The sequence below is a fragment of the Arthrobacter monumenti genome, from assembly GCF_054511255.1.
The window spans coordinates 133,176-150,329 of sequence record NZ_JBTNCY010000006.1; the positions used below are offsets into that span (position 1 = coordinate 133,176).

Genomic DNA, 17,154 nt, shown 5'->3' on the forward strand with positions numbered 1-17,154 from the left:
CAGCCCGTTACGAGGCAGTACCACTGGAAGCCGGGACCGCATCAGCGTCGGGCCTTCGTGAAGGTGGCGGGCCGATCGGCAACAGAGCACGTCCGGCCTCGGCGCTGTGGGCTGAAGTTTCCCATACCCGGCGCAGGGAACAGAACTTATACCAGTGATACTTCAGCACCTCTGGGTTGGCCCGCATGGGACGGACTTCGGTTTCGCCAACGGCGACGCCCAGCAGCAGTGGGTTTTCTCCATATTGCCACGGCTCCCACTGCCCCTGGGTGGCATCGACCAGTGATTCTTCGGCTTTCATTCCAGCGACCAGCTGCATCACCACCTTGTCATCCATTGACTTGACCAGGCCGTCGCGGTCGGTGCCTTTGGTCTTGTAATCAATGAGGCAGACGCGGCCTCCCACGCGGGCGACCAGGTCGAGCGTTCCGGCATAGCCAACACTGTGGTTCCACACGGTAATTTCCGCGGCAATCGGTTCAACCTGATAGTGCTCCCACCATTCATCGAACCTGGCCGCGAACTTTTCCTCGCCGTTCCGGGCAAGCTCATCACGGGCTTCGGCCATCCGGTGGTCACGTCCCATTGCCCGAAGGGCCACCTGCTCGCAGTAGGTGTGCACCCTGTCGCCTCTTAGGGCGGCCGAATCCCGGAACAGCTCCGAGGCCTGGCAAGCATCCCGCAGCAGCGTGCGCATCTCGGCCGGGTTGCCCAAAGCACCCGGCAACCGGGCATCATTGGCAAGACTGGTGGCTGCCATGTGCCCGAACCAACCGTCGAGACCATGCGGCTGCTGGGAAATCACAGTCGTAATGGACGGCACCGAGACAGGGTCCGTCAAAGAGCGGCGGTACATCCGGCCATATTGTGCTGTGCTCTCGGCCAATGCTGGTTCAGTCATGATTCCAGTTTGGCACCGCGCACCGACATTTTTTAATTGGCTCGTTAACCCGTCCGCCTTGCACTCTACGTCCTGCGTTGTCACGCTTCCCTAGCTGCCAATACGCGCCGACTTCAACATCCGGGCACACTTTTCGCCGATCATCATCGTTGTGATGTTTGGATTCACCGTGGTCAGCTCAGGCATTACGGAAGCATCAGCCACACGCAGCCCGCTGACCCCCTTGACCCGAAGCTCGGGATCCAGCGGCGAGGCGTCGTTGTCGGGGGCACCCATCCGAACTGTGCCGGCGGGGTGATAAACGGTGTTGTGTGTCTTGCTGATGTACTCCTGGATCTGCTCGTCCGTCTGCACATCCTGGCCCGGGTACAGCTCCTCCCCCGCCCATTCGGACATGCCGGGCTGCGAGACGATTTTCCGCGCGAGTTTGATACCGGCGACCATCACCCGCATGTCGTGGGGATCGGTGAAATACTTCGGATCCACGAGCGGCTTGTCGCGGTAATCCATGGTGCGCAGCCGGACGGTGCCGCGGGAGCGTGCATGAGTCACATTGGGTGTGAGGCAGAAGCCATTTTCGGTGCTCGGATACCCCCAGCGCACGGTATGCATGTCGAACGGCACCGAACCGTAGTGGAACATCAGATCCGGGCGGTCCAGTCCCTCCTCTGTGGTGGTGAAGATGCCGATTTCCCACCACTGCGTCGACTCGGTGACCATCGGCTGTTTAGCTTCCCACTGGATTACGCCCTCAGGATGGTCCTGCAGATGGGAACCGACGCCGGGTGAATCCACCCGCACCTGGATGCCCACCTCTTGCAAATGTTCCGCCGGACCGATACCGGACAGCATCAGGAGCTTGGGGGAATCGATCGCGCCTGCCGAGACAATGACTTCCTGGCGTGCCGACACGGTGGTCGTGTGGAACATATCCGCATCTTCGACGTCGACGCCGGTGCACCTGTTGTCGTCGTCGAAATTCAGCTTTTTAGCACGGTTGCCGGTCAGCAGCGTTAGGTTGGGCCGGTCCAGCACAGGATGCAGGTAGGAGACGGACGACGACGAGCGCACCCCATCTTCGCGCACATTGATCTGGAAGAAGTTCGCTCCATTGGTGACTGTAACGCCGTCGTTGAACTGGACGCGTGGAATTCCGGTGCTCCCGCAGGCATCCAGCAGGGCAACACCGCACGGATCTGCATCGGGAATCTGCCTGATCCGGACCGGTCCTTCATGGCCGTGGTGTTCGCCATCCTGGTCATTGTTTTCCAGCTGTTGGAACAACGGATAGGTAGCTTCCGATCCCCAGCCCGCAGCTCCCATCTTTTCCCAATCGTCCAGGTCTTCCCGGGGCGCCCAGAAGGCGATACAGGAGTTGTGTGACGAGCAGCCGCCCAGGACCTTTGCCCGCGCATGCCGCATGAAGGAGTTGCCATTCTCCTGCGGCTCAATGGGGTAATCCCAGTCATAGCCCGATTCAAGCAACTCCATCCACCGGGTAACGCGCAGAATCACGTCGTCGCCGAGGTCGGAGGGACCCGCCTCAACCAATGCGACTTCAACATCGGGGTCCTCACTCAACCGTGCCGCCACGGCAGCGCCGGCCGATCCACCCCCGATAACCACGTAGTCAAATTCCGTTCCGCTCATCAGACATCCACTCCTTATCGTGGTCCATTGCCGTCATACCTGTTGCCCGGCCGCCGACCGGAGCTGGTGCTATTTTTCTGGAAACCATCCCGTGACGGCGGGGCGAAGATTGTGATAAATATGCTTCGCTTCCTGGTACTCGCCCAGGCCCATCTGCCCAAGTTCACGGCCGAAACCGGAGTGGCCGAAACCGCCCCATTCGGCCTGCGGCAGATACGGGTGGTAGTCGTTGATCCAGATGGTGCCGTGGCGCAGCCGCTGGGCGACACGCTGGCTCTTGCCTGCGTCCTGGGTCCACACGGCTCCGGCGAGCCCGTAGTCGGTATCGTTGGCCGTTTCGACGGCCTCATCCTCGGTGCGGAAGGTCTCCACGGTGACAACCGGCCCAAATCCTTCATCAACGACGACGGACATGCCGCGCCGCACATTATCGAGCACCGTGGGCAGGTAATAGTAGCCGTTCTTGAGCTCTCCCTCTCCCCATGCACCACCGCACCGGAGCTCCGCACCTTCGGCGACCCCCTTGCGGACATACTCGGTGACTTTGTCCCGGTGTTCGGCGGAAATAAGCGGGCCGGACTCTGCCGTGTCGTCGAAGGGACCGCCAAGTTTTATGTTCCTCGCCCGCTCCACGAGCGCATCGACGAACTTGTCGTGGATGGATTCTTCGACAATGATCCGCGCTCCGGCCGAGCACACCTGTCCTGAATCCACGAAACCACCATTGAGCGCATTGTCGACGGCGGCATCGAAATCGGCGTCGGCGAAAATGACGTTGGGATTCTTCCCGCCCAGCTCAAGTGCGATTTTCTTCACGGTTGGAGCGGCACTCGCCGCAATCCGTCGTCCTGTGACCAGTCCGCCGGTGAATGAAACCATGTCAATGTCACGGTGCTCGGACAGCGGAGCACCTGCCACGGCGCCGGCCCCCAGGACCAGGTTGGCCACCCCGGCGGGAACTCCTGCCTCGGTCAACACGTCCATCAGCAGCATAGACGTATGCGGCGTCAACTCACTCGGCTTGAGAATGAAGGAGTTCCCAGCGGCCAAGGCGGGAGCAACCTTCCAGGACGCCTGTAACAGCGGATAGTTCCAGGGTGCAATCAGGCCGCAGACGCCTACAGGTTCGTAAATGATCCGGCTGACGACGTCGGGGCTTCCGGCGTCGACCATTCGTCCGGCGTCCTGCCCGGCCAGCTTTCCGAAGTAGGTAAAGCAGCTGGCGATGTCCTCCATATCGATTTTGCTTTCGACAAAACGTTTGCCGGTGTCCTTCGACTCCGCCGTCGCAAATTCGTCGCTCCGCTCGCGAAGGATGGCCGCCGTCGTGAGGAGCACATCCCCGCGCTCGGCCGCCGGCAGATAGCGCCATGGGCCTGTGTCAAAGGAGACACGGGCAGCGGCAATCGCCCGGTGGACATCCTCGGTGGAGGCCTCCGAGACTGTATCGATCAGCTCACCATCGGCAGGGCAGCGGACTTCGCGGGTCTCGCCGGTGCTTGACGGAGCCCACGCGCCGTCGATAAACAATGATGCAGGTGCAGTCACTGAGATCCTCCTTGAATTGGAATTGCTCTTTGAACGTTGCCATGGAAAGGCCGGAACTCCGGACGTCCATACTGGCTTCTATTACCCGGGATTCGTATTGGAGGGCGGAATTTCGTCCGGGCTGTCGGCAGCGGCCCGGTGCTCTCGTTGCAGATGGAGGAAGTGCAGGTGGCTTTCATATTGATCAAGGATGTCGCTGATGATCTGCTCCTTGGTAAAGCCGGTGACATCGTAGCCCTGTGATCCTTCTGTCAGGTAGACCTCCACACGGTAATACTTGTCGTCACTGGTCTGCATCCGCGTGGCGAACGACGGTGTCTGGAATTCCCCCGGCCAGAGCTGGTAGGTGAAGTCCGAGGTTCCCGCCAGTTTGACTGTGAGGCTGATCCGGTCCAGTCCAGTGGCTTCAACCACGCCTTCGGTGTAGTCGACGTCGAGGCCCTGTCCGCGCAGTTCCTCAGATACCTCTGTCAGGGCGGGCCGGCAGACGTCATCCATGTATCGAACGGTTTGCCGCCGTCCCGGATAGGACATTGACCGGGCAAGCCGCTGCCGCCAGTTACGCTGCTCCGAACGTTCCGGTGTGTTTACCCTTGCTGCGGCATTGCCTGCCTGGCTGAGCCGGTGGCTCTCAAACCGGTGGCCCTCAACCCGCAGCGATTTGTAGAGCCCGATCATGACAAAGAACATCACGAAGGAGAATGGCAACCCCATAATGATCGTTGCGTTCTGCAAGGTCGTTACGCCGCCCACAATCAGCATCGCAAGCGTCAGCAGCCCGGTGGCTGCAGCCCAGAACACGCGAAGCCACTTCGCTCCATCTGCTGCCGGGTGACGAGTCTTCGACGTGAAGTTCGACATCACCAACGCCCCGGAGTCGGCGGAAGTCACGTAGAAGAGCAAGCCGGTGAACGTGGCGATCGCGGCGCTGAAGGCGATACCCGGATACTGGTCGAGCATTGTGTAGAACGCCCGCTCTGGTGAATTTGCCGCGATCTCGCCGAACTCGGTTCCGCCGCTCATGACAATGCTCAGCGCGCTGTTTCCGAAAATGGAAATCCAAATCAGGATAAAGGCGAACGGGATGATCATCACGCCGGTGACGAATTGGCGGATTGACCGGCCACGTGAAATCCGGGCCAGGAACAGTCCCACGAAGGGCGCCCATGCGATCCACCAAGCCCAGAAGAACAGCGTCCAACCGTTCAGCCACGCAGTCGGAGCTTCAAACGCGAACGTATTCAGTGTCATGTCCAGGAAGTTACTGGCATAGTCGCCGATATTCATCATCATGGCGTTGAGCAGGAAACCTGTCCGCCCACTGATGAGGATGAAGAGCATCAGCCCAATGGCAAGAACGATGTTGAGCTCCGAAAGCCGCCGGATGCCTTTCTCGACGCCGGAGACCACGGATACCGTTGCCATCACCACAGCCAGGGCAATTAAAGCAATCTGCCAGCCGACATTCTCCTCCACGCCGAACATGAAGCTTAAGCCGTAGTTGAGTTGTACGACGCCGATACCCAGGGACGTTGCAATGCCGAAGATAGTGCCCAGAACAGCGGCGATCTCGACACCGTCTCCAACCGGGCCCCAGATGCGTTTGCCGATGATGGGATACAGCGCAGAGCGGATGCTCAATGGAAGGTTGTGCCGGTAAGCGAAGTAACCCAGCGCCATCCCCATCAGGGCGTACATGGCCCACCCGGTGATGCCGTAATGGAATAATGTCCAGAAAACTGCCATCCGCGCTGCCTCCACGGAACTGCCTTCGCCGACGGGCGGCGACAGGTACTGGCTGACCGGTTCTGAGACGGAAAAGAACATCAGGTCGATACCGATGCCTGCCGCGAACAACATCGCTGTCCACGTAAAGAGGTTAAACTGCGGTTTCGCCTGCTCCGGCCCCAATTTGATGCTGCCGTATTTCGACGCGGCGATAAAAACGACGAAAACCACGAAAATCGTCGCGGCCAAGAAGTAATACCAACCGAAACTCGACGAGATCCAGCCGACGACACCGCCTATAACCGCTTCGGCTGAATCTGGCGCGATCATTGCCCACAACGATAAAGCCAGAATAAGAGCGGCCGACCCGAAGAACACCACCGGGTTGAGCGCACTGTCCTTCACTGGGTATCTGGCTGCCCCAGCCTCGCCAGGCTCCCCTTCTGCCGGGCCCGAATCCACGTCCTTCGTTTCGCTCATCACAGTTCCTTACGGCTTGTGTGTCAGCACACAGATATGCCGGACTTCTCGATGAAAAGTCCTCGGCAATGGTGCATCCAATCTTTGTCCCGCTGTAGACATAAGACAAGGGCCTAAGGCAACCAATACAGGGCGCCGAGAAGCGGGTGTCAATTGCGCGGGTGGTCATCTACATCGGGCGCTGAATCCGCCGTCCCGCAGCATAGTAATTAAGAGGGTGGGCGATACTGGGTTCGAACCAGTGACCTCTTCGGTGTGAACGAAGCGCGCTACCACTGCGCCAATCGCCCCCTTGCGGGAGAGCGGAGAACGCCAGCCAATAGCCGGACATTCCGCCGATGCTCTAAATGCTATCGGAACACGACCAGCAGAACCAAAAACGAACGGAATCTGCGTGAAAACCCCGAAAACACGGCATTCGGAAGCCCGATTTGATGAATAGGAACTCGTCCTATAGAGTTTTTACTCGCAGGAACACGCAGAAAACATCGCTTCGAATCCCCCGGATTTCATGCGGATTTCATGTGTTCCCCATGCGGACGTGGCTCAGTGGTAGAGCATCACCTTGCCAAGGTGAGGGTCGCGGGTTCGAATCCCGTCGTCCGCTCGCAGGTCACTGTTGGGCGTAATCGGTTTCGGTGATTGAAGAACTTCAATTCAGAGGTTATTACGTACACGGTGGGGTGGCCGAGAGGCGAGGCAGCGGCCTGCAAAGCCGCGTACGCGGGTTCGAATCCCGTCCCCACCTCGGTTTGCATTATGGGCGATTGGCGCAGCGGTAGCGCGCTTCCCTGACACGGAAGAGGTCACTGGTTCGATCCCAGTATCGCCCACCAAAGAAAAAAGCAGTCCCCGCCGGGACTGCTTTTTTTGTTGTCAGTGAATAACTTTTAGGCCGATAACGCAGCCGACGATTCCCAACAGCAACAGGACCTTGATGACCGATGCCGGTTCACCATCAAAGATCATCGCGTACGCGACGGTCAGCACCGCTCCGATTCCCACCCATACCGCATATGAGGTGCCGACGGGAAGCGTTCTCATCGCCCAAGCCAGTCCAGCCATGCTTAGGATGAGCCCAATGACAAAGACGACGGAAGGGCCCAGCTTGGTGAACCCTTCCGACTTGCCCAACGCTGTTGCCCAGACGGCCTCCAGGATGCCGGAGACCACCAGAATTATCCATGCCATATCGATCACTCCTGACGCCGTCTTGTCGCTGTCCGGGTACGGCGAGCCTCGTCCGGGGGCCTGAATGGCTCCCTGGATTATCCCACAGCAGATTCGGCGGCGACAATAATCGCCGTCGGCCGTTCCGCCGCTGTGGGGCTCAGTCTCTGCCGCTGCGTGAGAGGGCGAACTCTTGGCGCGTGCCGGCAGCGGGCATAAGATAGTTACGGGAGGGAGCAAATTGGCTCCCTGGAACGAAGGGAGGTGTCCGTGTCTGTTTTTGATGACTTCAAAGGCAAGGCCTCCGGGCTGAAGGGCAAGGCCACGGACCTCATTGGACAGCATGAGGGCAAGATCCAAAACGGCATCCAAAAAGCAGGTGATTTCGCGGATCGTAAGTCGGGCGGCAAATATGCCGGGAAAATCGACGGTGTCCGGGAAAAAGCCTCAGGAATCGTGGAGAAAAACGCCAACCGCGGTGATTCGACCGACGGAACTTCCGGTCCGGCACCCGGCCAATAAGACCTAAGAACGTCAGGAAGCGCTGGTTCTGCCTCTGGGCAGCACCAGCGCTTTCCGCTTAACGGACTCCCAGCGGCGGCCGGTTTTTAGCTAGGAAGCTTCGCCCTTCTGGCCCTCGCGGACCAAGGCAGTCAGTCGGGACACCGCGCGGTGGTACTTCTTCATGTAACCGCCGGCCGTCATTTCTTCGGTGAACAACCGGTCGAACGGGACCCCACTGGCGATAATGGGCACATCCTTGTCATACAGCCGATCCGCAAGGACCACGAACCGCAGAGCAACTGCCTGCTCTTCAATGGTGCGCACGTCCCGCCAGGCCACCGCATCGATTCCGTCGAGCATCTGGCGGTACCGGCTCGGATGCACGCCGGACAGATGACGCAACAACTCAGGGAAGTCGTCCAGAGCGACAGTGTCATCCGTGAAGTGTTCCTCGATGCCCGCTTCCAGTTCGTCTTCTGCAAGTGGTTCCGGCGCTTCAGCCAAACCGCGGTGCCGGTAGTCCTCCCCGTCAATCCGGATTACTTCAAACTGATCGGCAAGCACCTGGATTTCCCGCTGGAAGTCCACAGCAGCAAACCGGCCTTCTCCGAGAGAGCCGGGCAAAGTATTCGAGGTCGCTGCGAGCTTGACGCCCGCATCGGCCAATTCGCGCATGAAACGCGACATAAGGACGGTGTCACCGGGATCGTCCAGTTCAAACTCATCAATGCAGACCAGCTCGTAGCTGCTGAGCGAATCGACGGTTTTCCGGAAGGACAGCGCGCCGACCAGATTCGTATATTCAACGAAGGTACCGAATGCCTTAGGCCCCGGAGAGGCGTGCCAGAGTGATGCGAGAAGGTGGGTCTTCCCCACTCCGAATCCGCCGTCCAGGTATATCCCTGCCGGTCCATCCGGTTTCTTGGCGCCGAACAATTTGCGGAATCCGGACGGTTCTGGCTGCGCTACCGTGTCGGCAAACTTCTCCAGTTCCTTCACTGCATGTGCTTGGGAAGGCTGGGCGGGATCCGGCCGGTAACTGGAAAAAGAGACACCGGCAAACCGTGGTGATGGATAAAAACCGTCCAACAACTCATCCACGGAAACGCTCGGCGTACGCGTGGTCAGATTCTCAATAGTTGCCAAGACGCTGTTCCATTCTGTTCTGCACCCGCCGGGCACGGCGAAAATTTGTGACACCGCCACGATACGCCAACGAGGGCTGCCCTTCGCCCTCGCTTTGTGGCCTCCGATGACCTGGCTGGAAGTTTTGGGCCGGCATCATCGTTAGGCTTGGGAGAGGACCTGTTATCAACCGGAAGGCTACATACTGTGCCAGTTTCTGCAGAAACCAACGATAAATTTTCAGCATATGCCCATCCCGAGCGGCTGGTCAGCACTCAGTGGCTGGCGGATCATCTCGACGACGAAGGCCTCGTGGTGGTCGAATCAGATGAGGATATCCTGCTTTATGAAACCGGACACATCCCCGGTGCGGTCAAGGTCGACTGGCACACCGATCTGAATGATGCGGACACCCGTGACTATGTGGATGGCGAAGGCTTCGCCGCTCTGATGTCGGCCAAAGGCATCAGCCGCGACAGCACCGTCATCATCTACGGAGACAAAAGCAACTGGTGGGCGGCTTACGCATTGTGGGTCTTCACCCTCTTCGGGCATGAGGACGTCCGGCTTCTCGACGGCGGCCGGGATAAGTGGATAGCCGAGGGTCGCGGAATCACAACCGCCACGACGCGGGTGGACAAGTCCGAGTACCCGGTCATAGAACGCAACGATGCACCGATCCGGGCCTTCAAGGACGATGTTCTGAAGCACTTCGGCAAGCCGCTGATCGATGTACGTTCGCCGGAGGAATACACCGGTGTCCGGACCACCATGCCGGCTTACCCGGAAGAAGGAGCGCTGCGCGGAGGTCATATCCCCAGCGCTGCGTCCGTCCCCTGGGGCAGAGCCGCGGCCGAAGACGGAACGTTCAAGGACCGGACGCAGCTGGAGGACATTTACCACAACGATGCAGGTCTCAAGGATGGTGACGACGTCGTCGCCTACTGCCGCATCGGCGAACGTTCAAGCCACACCTGGTTCGTGCTGAAGCACCTCCTCGGTTTTGAGAATGTGCGCAACTACGACGGTTCGTGGACAGAATGGGGCAACGCTGTGCGGGTTCCGATCGTGAAGGGCGAAGCGCCAGGAGAAGCACCTGCTTCCCATTGAGGCCCGTGGAAGGTGAAAATCATGACTGAGTCGACCGCCGGACTTCCTGCGCAGCTGGCTGAAATCGTCGAGGACTTCCAGGCGCTTGAGGAGCCGGACCGGCTGCAGCTGTTGCTGGAATTCTCCCGGGAACTGCCACAGCTGCCCGAACATCTGGCCGACCATCCTGAACTGCTTGAACAGGTTGTCGAATGCCAGACTCCCCTGTTCCTCGCCGTGGAACTGCAGGAAGATCCGAAACGGATCGTACATCTGTTCTTCTCCGCACCGCCGGAGGCACCCACGACACGGGGTTTCGCGGCTGTACTGGCGGAAGGACTGGACGGGTTGAGTCCGGAAGAAATTCTCGCAGTGCCCGACGACGTTCCCGACAGGCTGGGACTCACCCGGGCCATTACCCCACTTCGCATGCGGGGAATGTCGGCCATGCTGGGAAGGATTAAGCGGAAGGTTTCGGAGGCCCAAGCCGTCGCTTAGGCTGCGGAAAGTATTGGCTGTCCAACAGCGGTGCCAGCCAGTCCTGGATTGTCCGGTCCCATCGTTGAGGATCCACGTTCCATTCCTTGGTGTGCCGCGCCATCGGAAATTCGACGAAGCTGACCAGATCTGGATTATTGAGCGACAACTGTTTTGAAGGACCGGAGGGCACGAATTCGTCGGCACTGCTGTGAATGATCAGCGTTGGTGTCTCGAGTTGGGCCGACCGCTCCACCCAGTTCATGCTTTTCAGGTTTACGGGGGCACCGAGACCGGTCAGCGACCGGCCCCATGGATGGCTTAGGAGCAATTGTCCCAGTCGCCCTACTGCCGCGGGGATATAGTTCAGCTTGGCTTGGTGAGCCAACACATCGATCCAGTTGATGACCGGACCGTCCAGGACAAGGGCGCGGATCAGATGCCGGTGCCTCGACAAGTCGGCTGTCTGCAGACTGATTGCTCCGCCCATCGACCAACCAAAAAGAACCACGTCCCTGGCCCCTTTCGTGAATGCATACTCCATGGCGGCCTCGACATCACGCCACTCCGTCATGCCGAGACCATAGCGCCCGTCGTCAGCGGCCGGAGCCTCGCCGTCGTTCCGGTAGGAAATCAGCAGGCTCGTTAGACCAAGCTCTGCCGTTGTCAGGGCGGCCCGTAATCCCTCTGTTCGGGTCACGCCGCGGCCGTGGACCATGATTGCCCAGGTCCGGGAGGTGCCTTCCCCGGGTGAAGGAATCAGCCAGGCCGGCGCGCTGCCGCCGTCCACCGGGACATAAGCGTCCGCCCATTCCAGTCCCAGGTAGGCGGGATGCGGATACACAGCTCCGCTCCACCAGCCGCGGATGGCCTTAGTGAGGTCTCCGCTGTACACCTCCTCCACATCCCGAAGGACGGTATCCTCACCGGGTGCATAGGAACGGACTTTCCCGATCCGGGCATGGCCCCTTCCACCGTCGAAGTACAGCGAGTACGTACCTTCCACCGTGGTGTCCTCGTTCGCCGGCAAAACCACCCGGCGTTCATCTTCCATTCCGGTAACAGCCAGGATGGATAAGTCTTCTTCACGGAACCGGAGAGGCGTAACCACCCTGCGGGCGAAGTAAGTTGCCAGGACCGAGGAACCGGCCAGGACAACGGAAGTTAAACCGGCACCAATCGCTGCACCCGAGCCGACAAGTTTCCACGCGCTGCTGCCGGTTCCCTGTAGCTGCCCGGGTAACGGCGAGGGTGCATCACGGCGGTTGCCCAGGGACGTCAACATACGCAGCATGATTCCATTCTGGCTGGCGGACCCGGGTGCGTCGAGGACCTTCGGCGAACACCAATCAGGCATTAGGCTATGCCCATGACTGATTCCATTGTTGTATTGACAGAAGAACCGCTGGTCGAGGCCGACGTCCGTAATCTGGAATCTTTCCACGCCGGGGCTGATCGGCGTTTCATTTTACTCGTTCCTTCAGATACCGAGCGGCACCTGATCGTGGATTTCGTCGATCAAGTGAGTTTATTGAACATTGGTCAGGCCTTCCGTGACCTTGCCGCCAAGCAACCTGATGCGGACAAGAGCAGGCTCAAGGCCGACGCGACCCTGAAGGTTTCTCTTGAGGCACTCCGCACGGCCGGAATCGATGCCGAGGGCCACGTCGTCGGTGCGAATGCCGTGCAGGCGCTGGTGGACAAGGTCCATGAGCTCGATGCTCGGGAAGCAATTGTCATTACGCGGCCGCACGCAGTGGAAGATACCTTCCATACCGATTGGGCCAGCAAGGCTCAGGACGAGTTGGGACTTCCTGTGTTGCATCTCTACTCAGGATCGGGATACATCGGCGACTCCTGAGCGTTATACACGGCATGGACACGAACCAAAACTCGAAATCGTACCTACAGCAGACCCCCGTTCAGAAGAGCGATGAACAGTGGCGTGAGGAACTGACTCCCGAAGAGTTCGCGGTCCTGCGCCAGGCAGGTACCGAACGACCCTTCACCGGCGAATACTGGAACAGCCATACCAAGGGCGTTTATCAGTGCCGTGCCTGCGGGGCAGAACTCTTCACCAGTAACGAGAAGTTTGACTCGCACTGTGGCTGGCCATCCTTTTTTGCGCCGTTGGCCGAAGAGCGCGTCCGCTACATCCGCGACCGTGCCATGGGCATGGAACGTATTGAGGTGCGCTGCGGACAGTGCGATTCCCACCTTGGCCATGTATTCGAGGGCGAAGGCTACGACACACCGACGGACCAGCGCTACTGCATCAACTCGGTTTCCATGCGCTTGGTTACCGATGATTCCGCCGGCGACACCCAGGTCAAGTAAGCCCAGCTCATCAAGTACTGATCCCTGACCGGAGGAAATGACACTTGAGCACAAGAGTTACTTACTTTGGAGTCACTTTTAGGTAAGTATTCCTGATTCTTTGATACGCTTCGAGCAGACCCCTGAAACCACGGTTTTTCACCCTGCGATGAGAAAGCGAGTCAACGATGACTGAAACCACTCCGGTAATGAGTCCGTCCGGCACCGGGCCGGAAAATCCTGCTGCACACCCTGCTTGGCAGCGTATTAAAGCCGCGGCGGCAACGCTTCAGTCGCTGCAGATTAAGGACGGGTCCGTACCCGAACGGACGGACCACGTACAGGCGGCCGCCTGTGTGCAGGACATTGTCTCGGGCATCCAGGAACTCGCTCCTGAATTCAGCCACGACGAGAAGTACCTCTCGGCAGTGGTCACAGATTTTCGGCGCTGGGCAGATACTGGATTTCCCGAACCCGATTTTCTCGATTCTCTGACGGCCTTCCAACCGCAGCTAAACCGGACCGACGGACTCAAGCACCTGGTCGTCTTCCCGATGTATACCCAGAACGGCAGTTCCGAGCGGCTGGTTGAGGCCGTGCTGGTGGAGGTCATCTGGCCGGAATTCATTTCCGCGCTGGAAGAAGGCAGTTACTCCAACAAACTGTTTGTCCCGATCCGTTTCCTCGATTTCACATCCGGCTACGACACAAATTCGGCTGTGCTGTTCCCGGAGACGGTTGCGGTGCGCCAAACGCCGAAATTCAACTGGGGCGCCATCTTTGCAGACCGTGAAGCAGCCCGCTTCCGCAAGGTCGTGCGTACAGCGGCGGAAATCACTTCACTCGAACTTCCGGATGATGCGGCGCTGCTGCTGGAGGATCAGTCGACGATGGAGAAGACCTTCGTCATGTGGGATCTGATTCATGACCGCACCCATATGCGTGGAGATCTGCCCTTCGACCCCTTCATGATTAAACAGCGCATGCCCTACTTCCTCTACTCCCTGGAAGAATTGCGGTGCGACCTGACGGCCTTCCGTGAGTCGGTCCGCCTTGAGCATGACAGTCAGGCCACGGCAGAAACCCGTGGGTATGCGAAGCGGGTGCAGTATGCCGTTATCTTCGATCGGATTTTCCGTTTTGCGATTACCGGAAACCGGGTGCGCAACTACGACGGCCTGGGCGGGCAGTTGCTGTTTGCCTGGATGCACCAGCACCACGTCCTGCACTGGACGGACGGGAAGATGACCATAGATTGGGACGAGGTGCCCAACGTTGTCATTGCGCTCGGTCAGCAGATCGAAGACCTGTACTGGCGTTCCATAGATCGTCCCAAAACGGCACACTGGTTGGCGGCTTATGAAATGATCACCGGAACGCTGACGCCGAATCCGGCTTCCGTTTGGGCGAAGGGACCGGACTCCCTGCCACTCGATGGTCCGCCACGGGGACTGACTGACCAGGTCCTCGATGACGAGTTCCCCCTGTCGATGTTCTATGAGGCGTTGAACCGTAAGATGAAGGAAGTGATTGAATCCACCGCCGGCATCACCGGCATGACGAAGGACATTGCGTGACAGTACTGGCAGATAACCCCACGGTCCTGATCGCCGGGGCAACCAGCCCCTCCGGCGCTGCCACGGCGGCGGCTTTGAGCGAAGCAGGCGCCTCGGTCATCGCGGTGGGAACCAACCCCGACAGGTTGCACCGGCTTAGCGCTGTCGCGGAGGGGGTTACGGGTTATGTTTGCAATCTGTCCGACGCCGAAGAGGTCGACTCATTTGCCGCACAGCTCCACAATGACTCAGGTCCCATCGACGGATTGATCCACCTCGTTGGAGGGTGGCGCGGCGGTAACGGAATTCCCGGCCAGAGCGATGAAGACTGGGACTTCCTGCACAGCCACGTCTTCACCACCCTGCGCAATACCAGCCGCACGTTCTATCCGGATTTGCTGGCCTCGGATGCCGGGAGAATGGCCATCGTCTCCTCGACGGCGGCGGCCAAGCCAACGGCGTCGGGCGCCAATTACTCCGCAGCCAAGGCCGCGGCCGAGGCCTGGACCATGGCCGTCGCCGATGGGTTCCGGCGGGCACAGTCGGGCCGTAAAGAGGATCCCGAGCCGCAGCGCGCCGCCGCAGCGGCCTTCATCATCAAGGCCCTCGTCGACGACACGATGCGGGAGGCGAATCCGGAACGGGCCTTCGCCGGCTACACGGACGTTCGCCAACTCGGAGAAGCCTTCGTGGAATTCATGACTGCCGACGCCGCCACGGCCAATGGAACCCGCATCCCGCTCAATAATTGATCGGTGCCGCGGGCAAATGCGCGATACTGGAATGGTGACTGAAACTATTGTGAACTCCCCCATGCAACTGCACGATGCCGATGTCCGAGGCTTCGCTTCCGATAACTATTCCGGTGTACACCCGGAAATCCTCCAGGCGCTTGCCGCTGCGAACGGCGGCCATCAGCCGGCCTATGGCGCAGACCAATACACGGACCGCCTGCAGGACGTTATGGCGTCGCACTTCGGTGACGGCGTGGAAGCATTCCCGGTGTTTAACGGAACGGGCGCCAACGTGCTCAGCCTGCAATCGCTGCTCCCCCGCTGGGGCGCAGTGGTTTGCGCCACCACAGCACACATCAATACGGACGAAAATGGTGCCCCGGAACGTGTTGCGGGCATCAAGTTGCTCCAGGTTTCCACCCCCGACGGTAAGCTCACGCCGGAACTGATCGATGAACAGGCCTGGGGCTGGGGCGACGAGCACAGGGCACAACCGCTGGCCGTGTCGATCACACAGAGCACGGAATTGGGCACAACATACACGGTCGAGGAGATCAGGGCGATTGCCGACCACGTCCACGCCCGCGGGATGTCACTCCATATGGATGGAGCGCGAATCGCCAATGCGGCGGCCTACCTCGGTGTTCCGCTGCGGGCTTTCACCCGGGACGCCGGTGTCGACGTATTGTCCTTCGGCGGAACGAAGAACGGTCTGCTCTTTGGCGAGTGCGTCGTCGTACTGAATCCGGAAGCCTGTTCCGGCCTGCCCTTCCTGCGTAAGCTCAATATGCAGTTGGCTTCGAAAATGCGCTTTCTCTCGGCCCAGCTGATCGCACTACTCGACGGCGATCTATGGATCCGTTCGGCGAGTCACTCCAACGCAATGGCCATCCGCCTGCGGGAGGCTGTTGACGCGCTCGACGGCGTCAAGGCCACCCAGCCGACGCAAGCGAACGCCGTCTTCGCGGTTCTTCCAAAAGATGTCGCTGACCAGCTGCGGGAATTGTTCAAATTCTACGATTGGAACCCAGCCACCGGCGAGGTGCGCTGGATGTGTTCATTTGATACGACCGAAGAGGATATCGAGACCTTTATTGCCGCCTTGCGGCGGGAAATGTCCGGATACCAGCGGTAAGCTGGACGTCACCGAATCGATATGCCGCCGAACGGCGCGCCTGAACAATATTGTCCGAGGCAGAGCATAACCTGCCAAGGTGAGCGCGATTGGCGACCTCTCGCAGGTTCCCCCTGATTTCCTGACAGCACTGTCAAGCCTCCGGAAGGCCCAGTGCCGCCCCGAGCTGCACTTGGAAGAACTGCCGGCGCCATCGAGGCTTGCCCCCTTCGCCGTCGCCCTCGGTGCCGAGGTCTTCGCCACCACCGGTTCCACGGCGAGAAGGCCGGTCCATGGTCCAGCCATAGCCGCATCATCCGACCATACGGACACGGAACTGGCGAGCGGCCGGTTCATCCTGCTCCATGATCCGGACGGCTCTGAAATTTGGGAAGGTACTTTCCGGATTGTCACGTACATCCGTGCCGAGCTTGAACCGGACATCGGAAATGACCAATTGCTCGGTTCAGTGGCGTGGACGTGGCTTGTGGAAGCCCTTGAAGCGCATCGGGCACCGTACCAGTCAGCCGGAGGAACAGCGACGCGGATTCTCTCCGAAACCTACGGCACACTGGCCGAACGGGACGACTCCATTGACATTGAATTGCGGGCCTCCTGGACGCCGTCGACTGCGGATGTGCAATCGCATCTGGAGGCATGGTCCGACATGGTCTGCACCTTTGCCGGCCTGCCGCCGCTTCCGGAGGGAGTCACACCCCTGGGACACCGCCGTCGAAGCTGAAAACTGCACGCCGGTGCGAA

At 59.6% G+C, this 17,154-nt stretch carries 16 protein-coding genes, 4 tRNA genes and 1 riboswitch; of the genes, 12 read left to right on the forward strand and 8 right to left on the reverse strand.

Annotated elements, in window-relative coordinates:
• Nucleotides 1-7: 7 nt before the first annotated feature.
• The 5 genes from ACX80B_RS10525 to ACX80B_RS10545 form a co-directional block, all read right to left on the reverse strand.
• On the reverse strand, nucleotides 8-901 hold the full coding sequence (locus ACX80B_RS10525) for a cytochrome (RefSeq protein WP_459295824.1): 894 nt from the start codon (nucleotides 899-901) through the stop codon (nucleotides 8-10).
• 90 nt (nucleotides 902-991) lie between these two features.
• Nucleotides 992-2,551, reverse strand: coding sequence for a GMC family oxidoreductase (locus ACX80B_RS10530; RefSeq protein WP_459295826.1), 1,560 nt, complete (start codon nucleotides 2,549-2,551; stop codon nucleotides 992-994).
• 69 nt (nucleotides 2,552-2,620) lie between these two features.
• Nucleotides 2,621-4,099 (reverse strand): aldehyde dehydrogenase family protein, encoded by a 1,479-nt coding sequence (locus tag ACX80B_RS10535; RefSeq protein WP_459295828.1) that lies wholly within the window; start codon nucleotides 4,097-4,099, stop codon nucleotides 2,621-2,623.
• A gap of 81 nt (nucleotides 4,100-4,180) precedes the next feature.
• Complete coding sequence (gene betT, locus ACX80B_RS10540) at nucleotides 4,181-6,307, reverse strand: choline BCCT transporter BetT (protein WP_459295830.1); 2,127 nt, start codon at nucleotides 6,305-6,307, stop codon at nucleotides 4,181-4,183.
• Nucleotides 6,308-6,525: 218 nt separating this feature from the next.
• A tRNA-Val gene (locus ACX80B_RS10545) sits at nucleotides 6,526-6,597 on the reverse strand.
• Nucleotides 6,598-6,842: 245 nt separating this feature from the next.
• Here ACX80B_RS10545 and ACX80B_RS10550 point away from each other — a divergent pair.
• From ACX80B_RS10550 to ACX80B_RS10560, 3 genes are all read left to right on the forward strand, one after another.
• Nucleotides 6,843-6,914: transfer RNA gene (locus ACX80B_RS10550), tRNA-Gly, on the forward strand.
• A 70-nt stretch (nucleotides 6,915-6,984) separates the two neighbouring features.
• Nucleotides 6,985-7,055, forward strand: a tRNA-Cys gene (locus ACX80B_RS10555).
• A gap of 13 nt (nucleotides 7,056-7,068) precedes the next feature.
• Nucleotides 7,069-7,143, forward strand: a tRNA-Val gene (locus tag ACX80B_RS10560).
• A gap of 40 nt (nucleotides 7,144-7,183) precedes the next feature.
• Here ACX80B_RS10560 and ACX80B_RS10565 read toward each other — a convergent pair.
• On the reverse strand, nucleotides 7,184-7,498 hold the full coding sequence (locus tag ACX80B_RS10565; RefSeq protein WP_459295832.1) for a DMT family transporter: 315 nt from the start codon (nucleotides 7,496-7,498) through the stop codon (nucleotides 7,184-7,186).
• Nucleotides 7,499-7,509: 11 nt separating this feature from the next.
• Nucleotides 7,510-7,572: riboswitch (guanidine-III (ykkC-III) riboswitch) on the reverse strand.
• A 175-nt stretch (nucleotides 7,573-7,747) separates the two neighbouring features.
• Between ACX80B_RS10565 and ACX80B_RS10570 the strand changes: the two genes are divergently transcribed.
• On the forward strand, nucleotides 7,748-7,999 hold the full coding sequence (locus ACX80B_RS10570; protein ID WP_459295833.1) for an antitoxin: 252 nt from the start codon (nucleotides 7,748-7,750) through the stop codon (nucleotides 7,997-7,999).
• A 90-nt stretch (nucleotides 8,000-8,089) separates the two neighbouring features.
• Here ACX80B_RS10570 and zapE read toward each other — a convergent pair whose 3' ends face one another.
• Nucleotides 8,090-9,127: a cell division protein ZapE gene (gene zapE / locus ACX80B_RS10575; RefSeq protein WP_459295835.1), complete on the reverse strand. Its 1,038-nt coding sequence runs from the start codon at nucleotides 9,125-9,127 to the stop codon at nucleotides 8,090-8,092.
• 186 nt (nucleotides 9,128-9,313) lie between these two features.
• Between zapE and ACX80B_RS10580 the strand changes: the two genes are divergently transcribed.
• Both ACX80B_RS10580 and ACX80B_RS10585 read left to right on the forward strand, forming a co-directional pair.
• Complete coding sequence (locus ACX80B_RS10580; RefSeq protein ID WP_459295837.1) at nucleotides 9,314-10,216, forward strand: sulfurtransferase; 903 nt, start codon at nucleotides 9,314-9,316, stop codon at nucleotides 10,214-10,216.
• Between the two features lie 21 nt (nucleotides 10,217-10,237).
• Nucleotides 10,238-10,693 (forward strand): SufE family protein, encoded by a 456-nt coding sequence (locus tag ACX80B_RS10585; RefSeq protein ID WP_459295839.1) that lies wholly within the window; start codon nucleotides 10,238-10,240, stop codon nucleotides 10,691-10,693.
• Here ACX80B_RS10585 and ACX80B_RS10590 read toward each other — a convergent pair.
• Nucleotides 10,656-11,966, reverse strand: coding sequence for an alpha/beta hydrolase family protein (locus tag ACX80B_RS10590; protein WP_459295841.1), 1,311 nt, complete (start codon nucleotides 11,964-11,966; stop codon nucleotides 10,656-10,658). The genes ACX80B_RS10585 and ACX80B_RS10590 overlap by 38 nt on opposite strands.
• A gap of 75 nt (nucleotides 11,967-12,041) precedes the next feature.
• Here ACX80B_RS10590 and ACX80B_RS10595 point away from each other — a divergent pair, with 75 nt between their 5' ends.
• The 6 genes from ACX80B_RS10595 (at nucleotide 12,042) to ACX80B_RS10620 (ending at nucleotide 17,134) form a co-directional block, all read left to right on the forward strand.
• Nucleotides 12,042-12,533: a hypothetical protein gene (locus ACX80B_RS10595; protein ID WP_459295843.1), complete on the forward strand. Its 492-nt coding sequence runs from the start codon at nucleotides 12,042-12,044 to the stop codon at nucleotides 12,531-12,533.
• Between the two features lie 14 nt (nucleotides 12,534-12,547).
• Nucleotides 12,548-13,009: a peptide-methionine (R)-S-oxide reductase MsrB gene (msrB, locus tag ACX80B_RS10600; protein WP_459295845.1), complete on the forward strand. Its 462-nt coding sequence runs from the start codon at nucleotides 12,548-12,550 to the stop codon at nucleotides 13,007-13,009.
• 188 nt (nucleotides 13,010-13,197) lie between these two features.
• Nucleotides 13,198-14,565, forward strand: coding sequence for a DUF6421 family protein (locus tag ACX80B_RS10605; RefSeq protein WP_459296124.1), 1,368 nt, complete (start codon nucleotides 13,198-13,200; stop codon nucleotides 14,563-14,565).
• Nucleotides 14,562-15,296 (forward strand): SDR family oxidoreductase, encoded by a 735-nt coding sequence (locus ACX80B_RS10610; RefSeq protein ID WP_459295847.1) that lies wholly within the window; start codon nucleotides 14,562-14,564, stop codon nucleotides 15,294-15,296. The genes ACX80B_RS10605 and ACX80B_RS10610 overlap by 4 nt, the downstream gene beginning before the upstream one ends.
• Before the next feature lie 61 nt (nucleotides 15,297-15,357).
• The gene (locus ACX80B_RS10615; protein ID WP_459296126.1) at nucleotides 15,358-16,413 is read left to right on the forward strand and encodes a threonine aldolase family protein; all 1,056 of its coding nucleotides are present in this window, start codon (nucleotides 15,358-15,360) and stop codon (nucleotides 16,411-16,413) included.
• An 88-nt stretch (nucleotides 16,414-16,501) separates the two neighbouring features.
• A complete protein-coding gene (locus ACX80B_RS10620) occupies nucleotides 16,502-17,134 on the forward strand; it encodes a DUF3000 domain-containing protein (RefSeq protein WP_459296128.1) in 633 nt (210 codons plus the stop codon).
• Nucleotides 17,135-17,154: the final 20 nt, after the last annotated feature.

Bases quoted from the DNA above. Each gene is read 5' to 3' on its own strand.
- ACX80B_RS10585 (WP_459295839.1), top strand. From the start codon at position 10,238: ATGACTGAGTCGACCGCCGGACTTCCTGCGCAGCTGGCTGAAATCGTC.
- msrB (WP_459295845.1), top strand. From the start codon at position 12,548: ATGGACACGAACCAAAACTCGAAATCGTACCTACAGCAGACCCCCGTT.
- ACX80B_RS10605 (WP_459296124.1), top strand. From the start codon at position 13,198: ATGAGTCCGTCCGGCACCGGGCCGGAAAATCCTGCTGCACACCCTGCT.
- ACX80B_RS10525 (WP_459295824.1), bottom strand. From the start codon at position 901: ATGACTGAACCAGCATTGGCCGAGAGCACAGCACAATATGGCCGGATG.
- betT (WP_459295830.1), bottom strand. From the start codon at position 6,307: ATGAGCGAAACGAAGGACGTGGATTCGGGCCCGGCAGAAGGGGAGCCT.
- ACX80B_RS10615 (WP_459296126.1), top strand. From the start codon at position 15,358: ATGCAACTGCACGATGCCGATGTCCGAGGCTTCGCTTCCGATAACTAT.
- ACX80B_RS10590 (WP_459295841.1), bottom strand. From the start codon at position 11,966: ATGCTGCGTATGTTGACGTCCCTGGGCAACCGCCGTGATGCACCCTCG.
- ACX80B_RS10565 (WP_459295832.1), bottom strand. From the start codon at position 7,498: ATGGCATGGATAATTCTGGTGGTCTCCGGCATCCTGGAGGCCGTCTGG.
- ACX80B_RS10530 (WP_459295826.1), bottom strand. From the start codon at position 2,551: ATGAGCGGAACGGAATTTGACTACGTGGTTATCGGGGGTGGATCGGCC.
- ACX80B_RS10595 (WP_459295843.1), top strand. From the start codon at position 12,042: ATGACTGATTCCATTGTTGTATTGACAGAAGAACCGCTGGTCGAGGCC.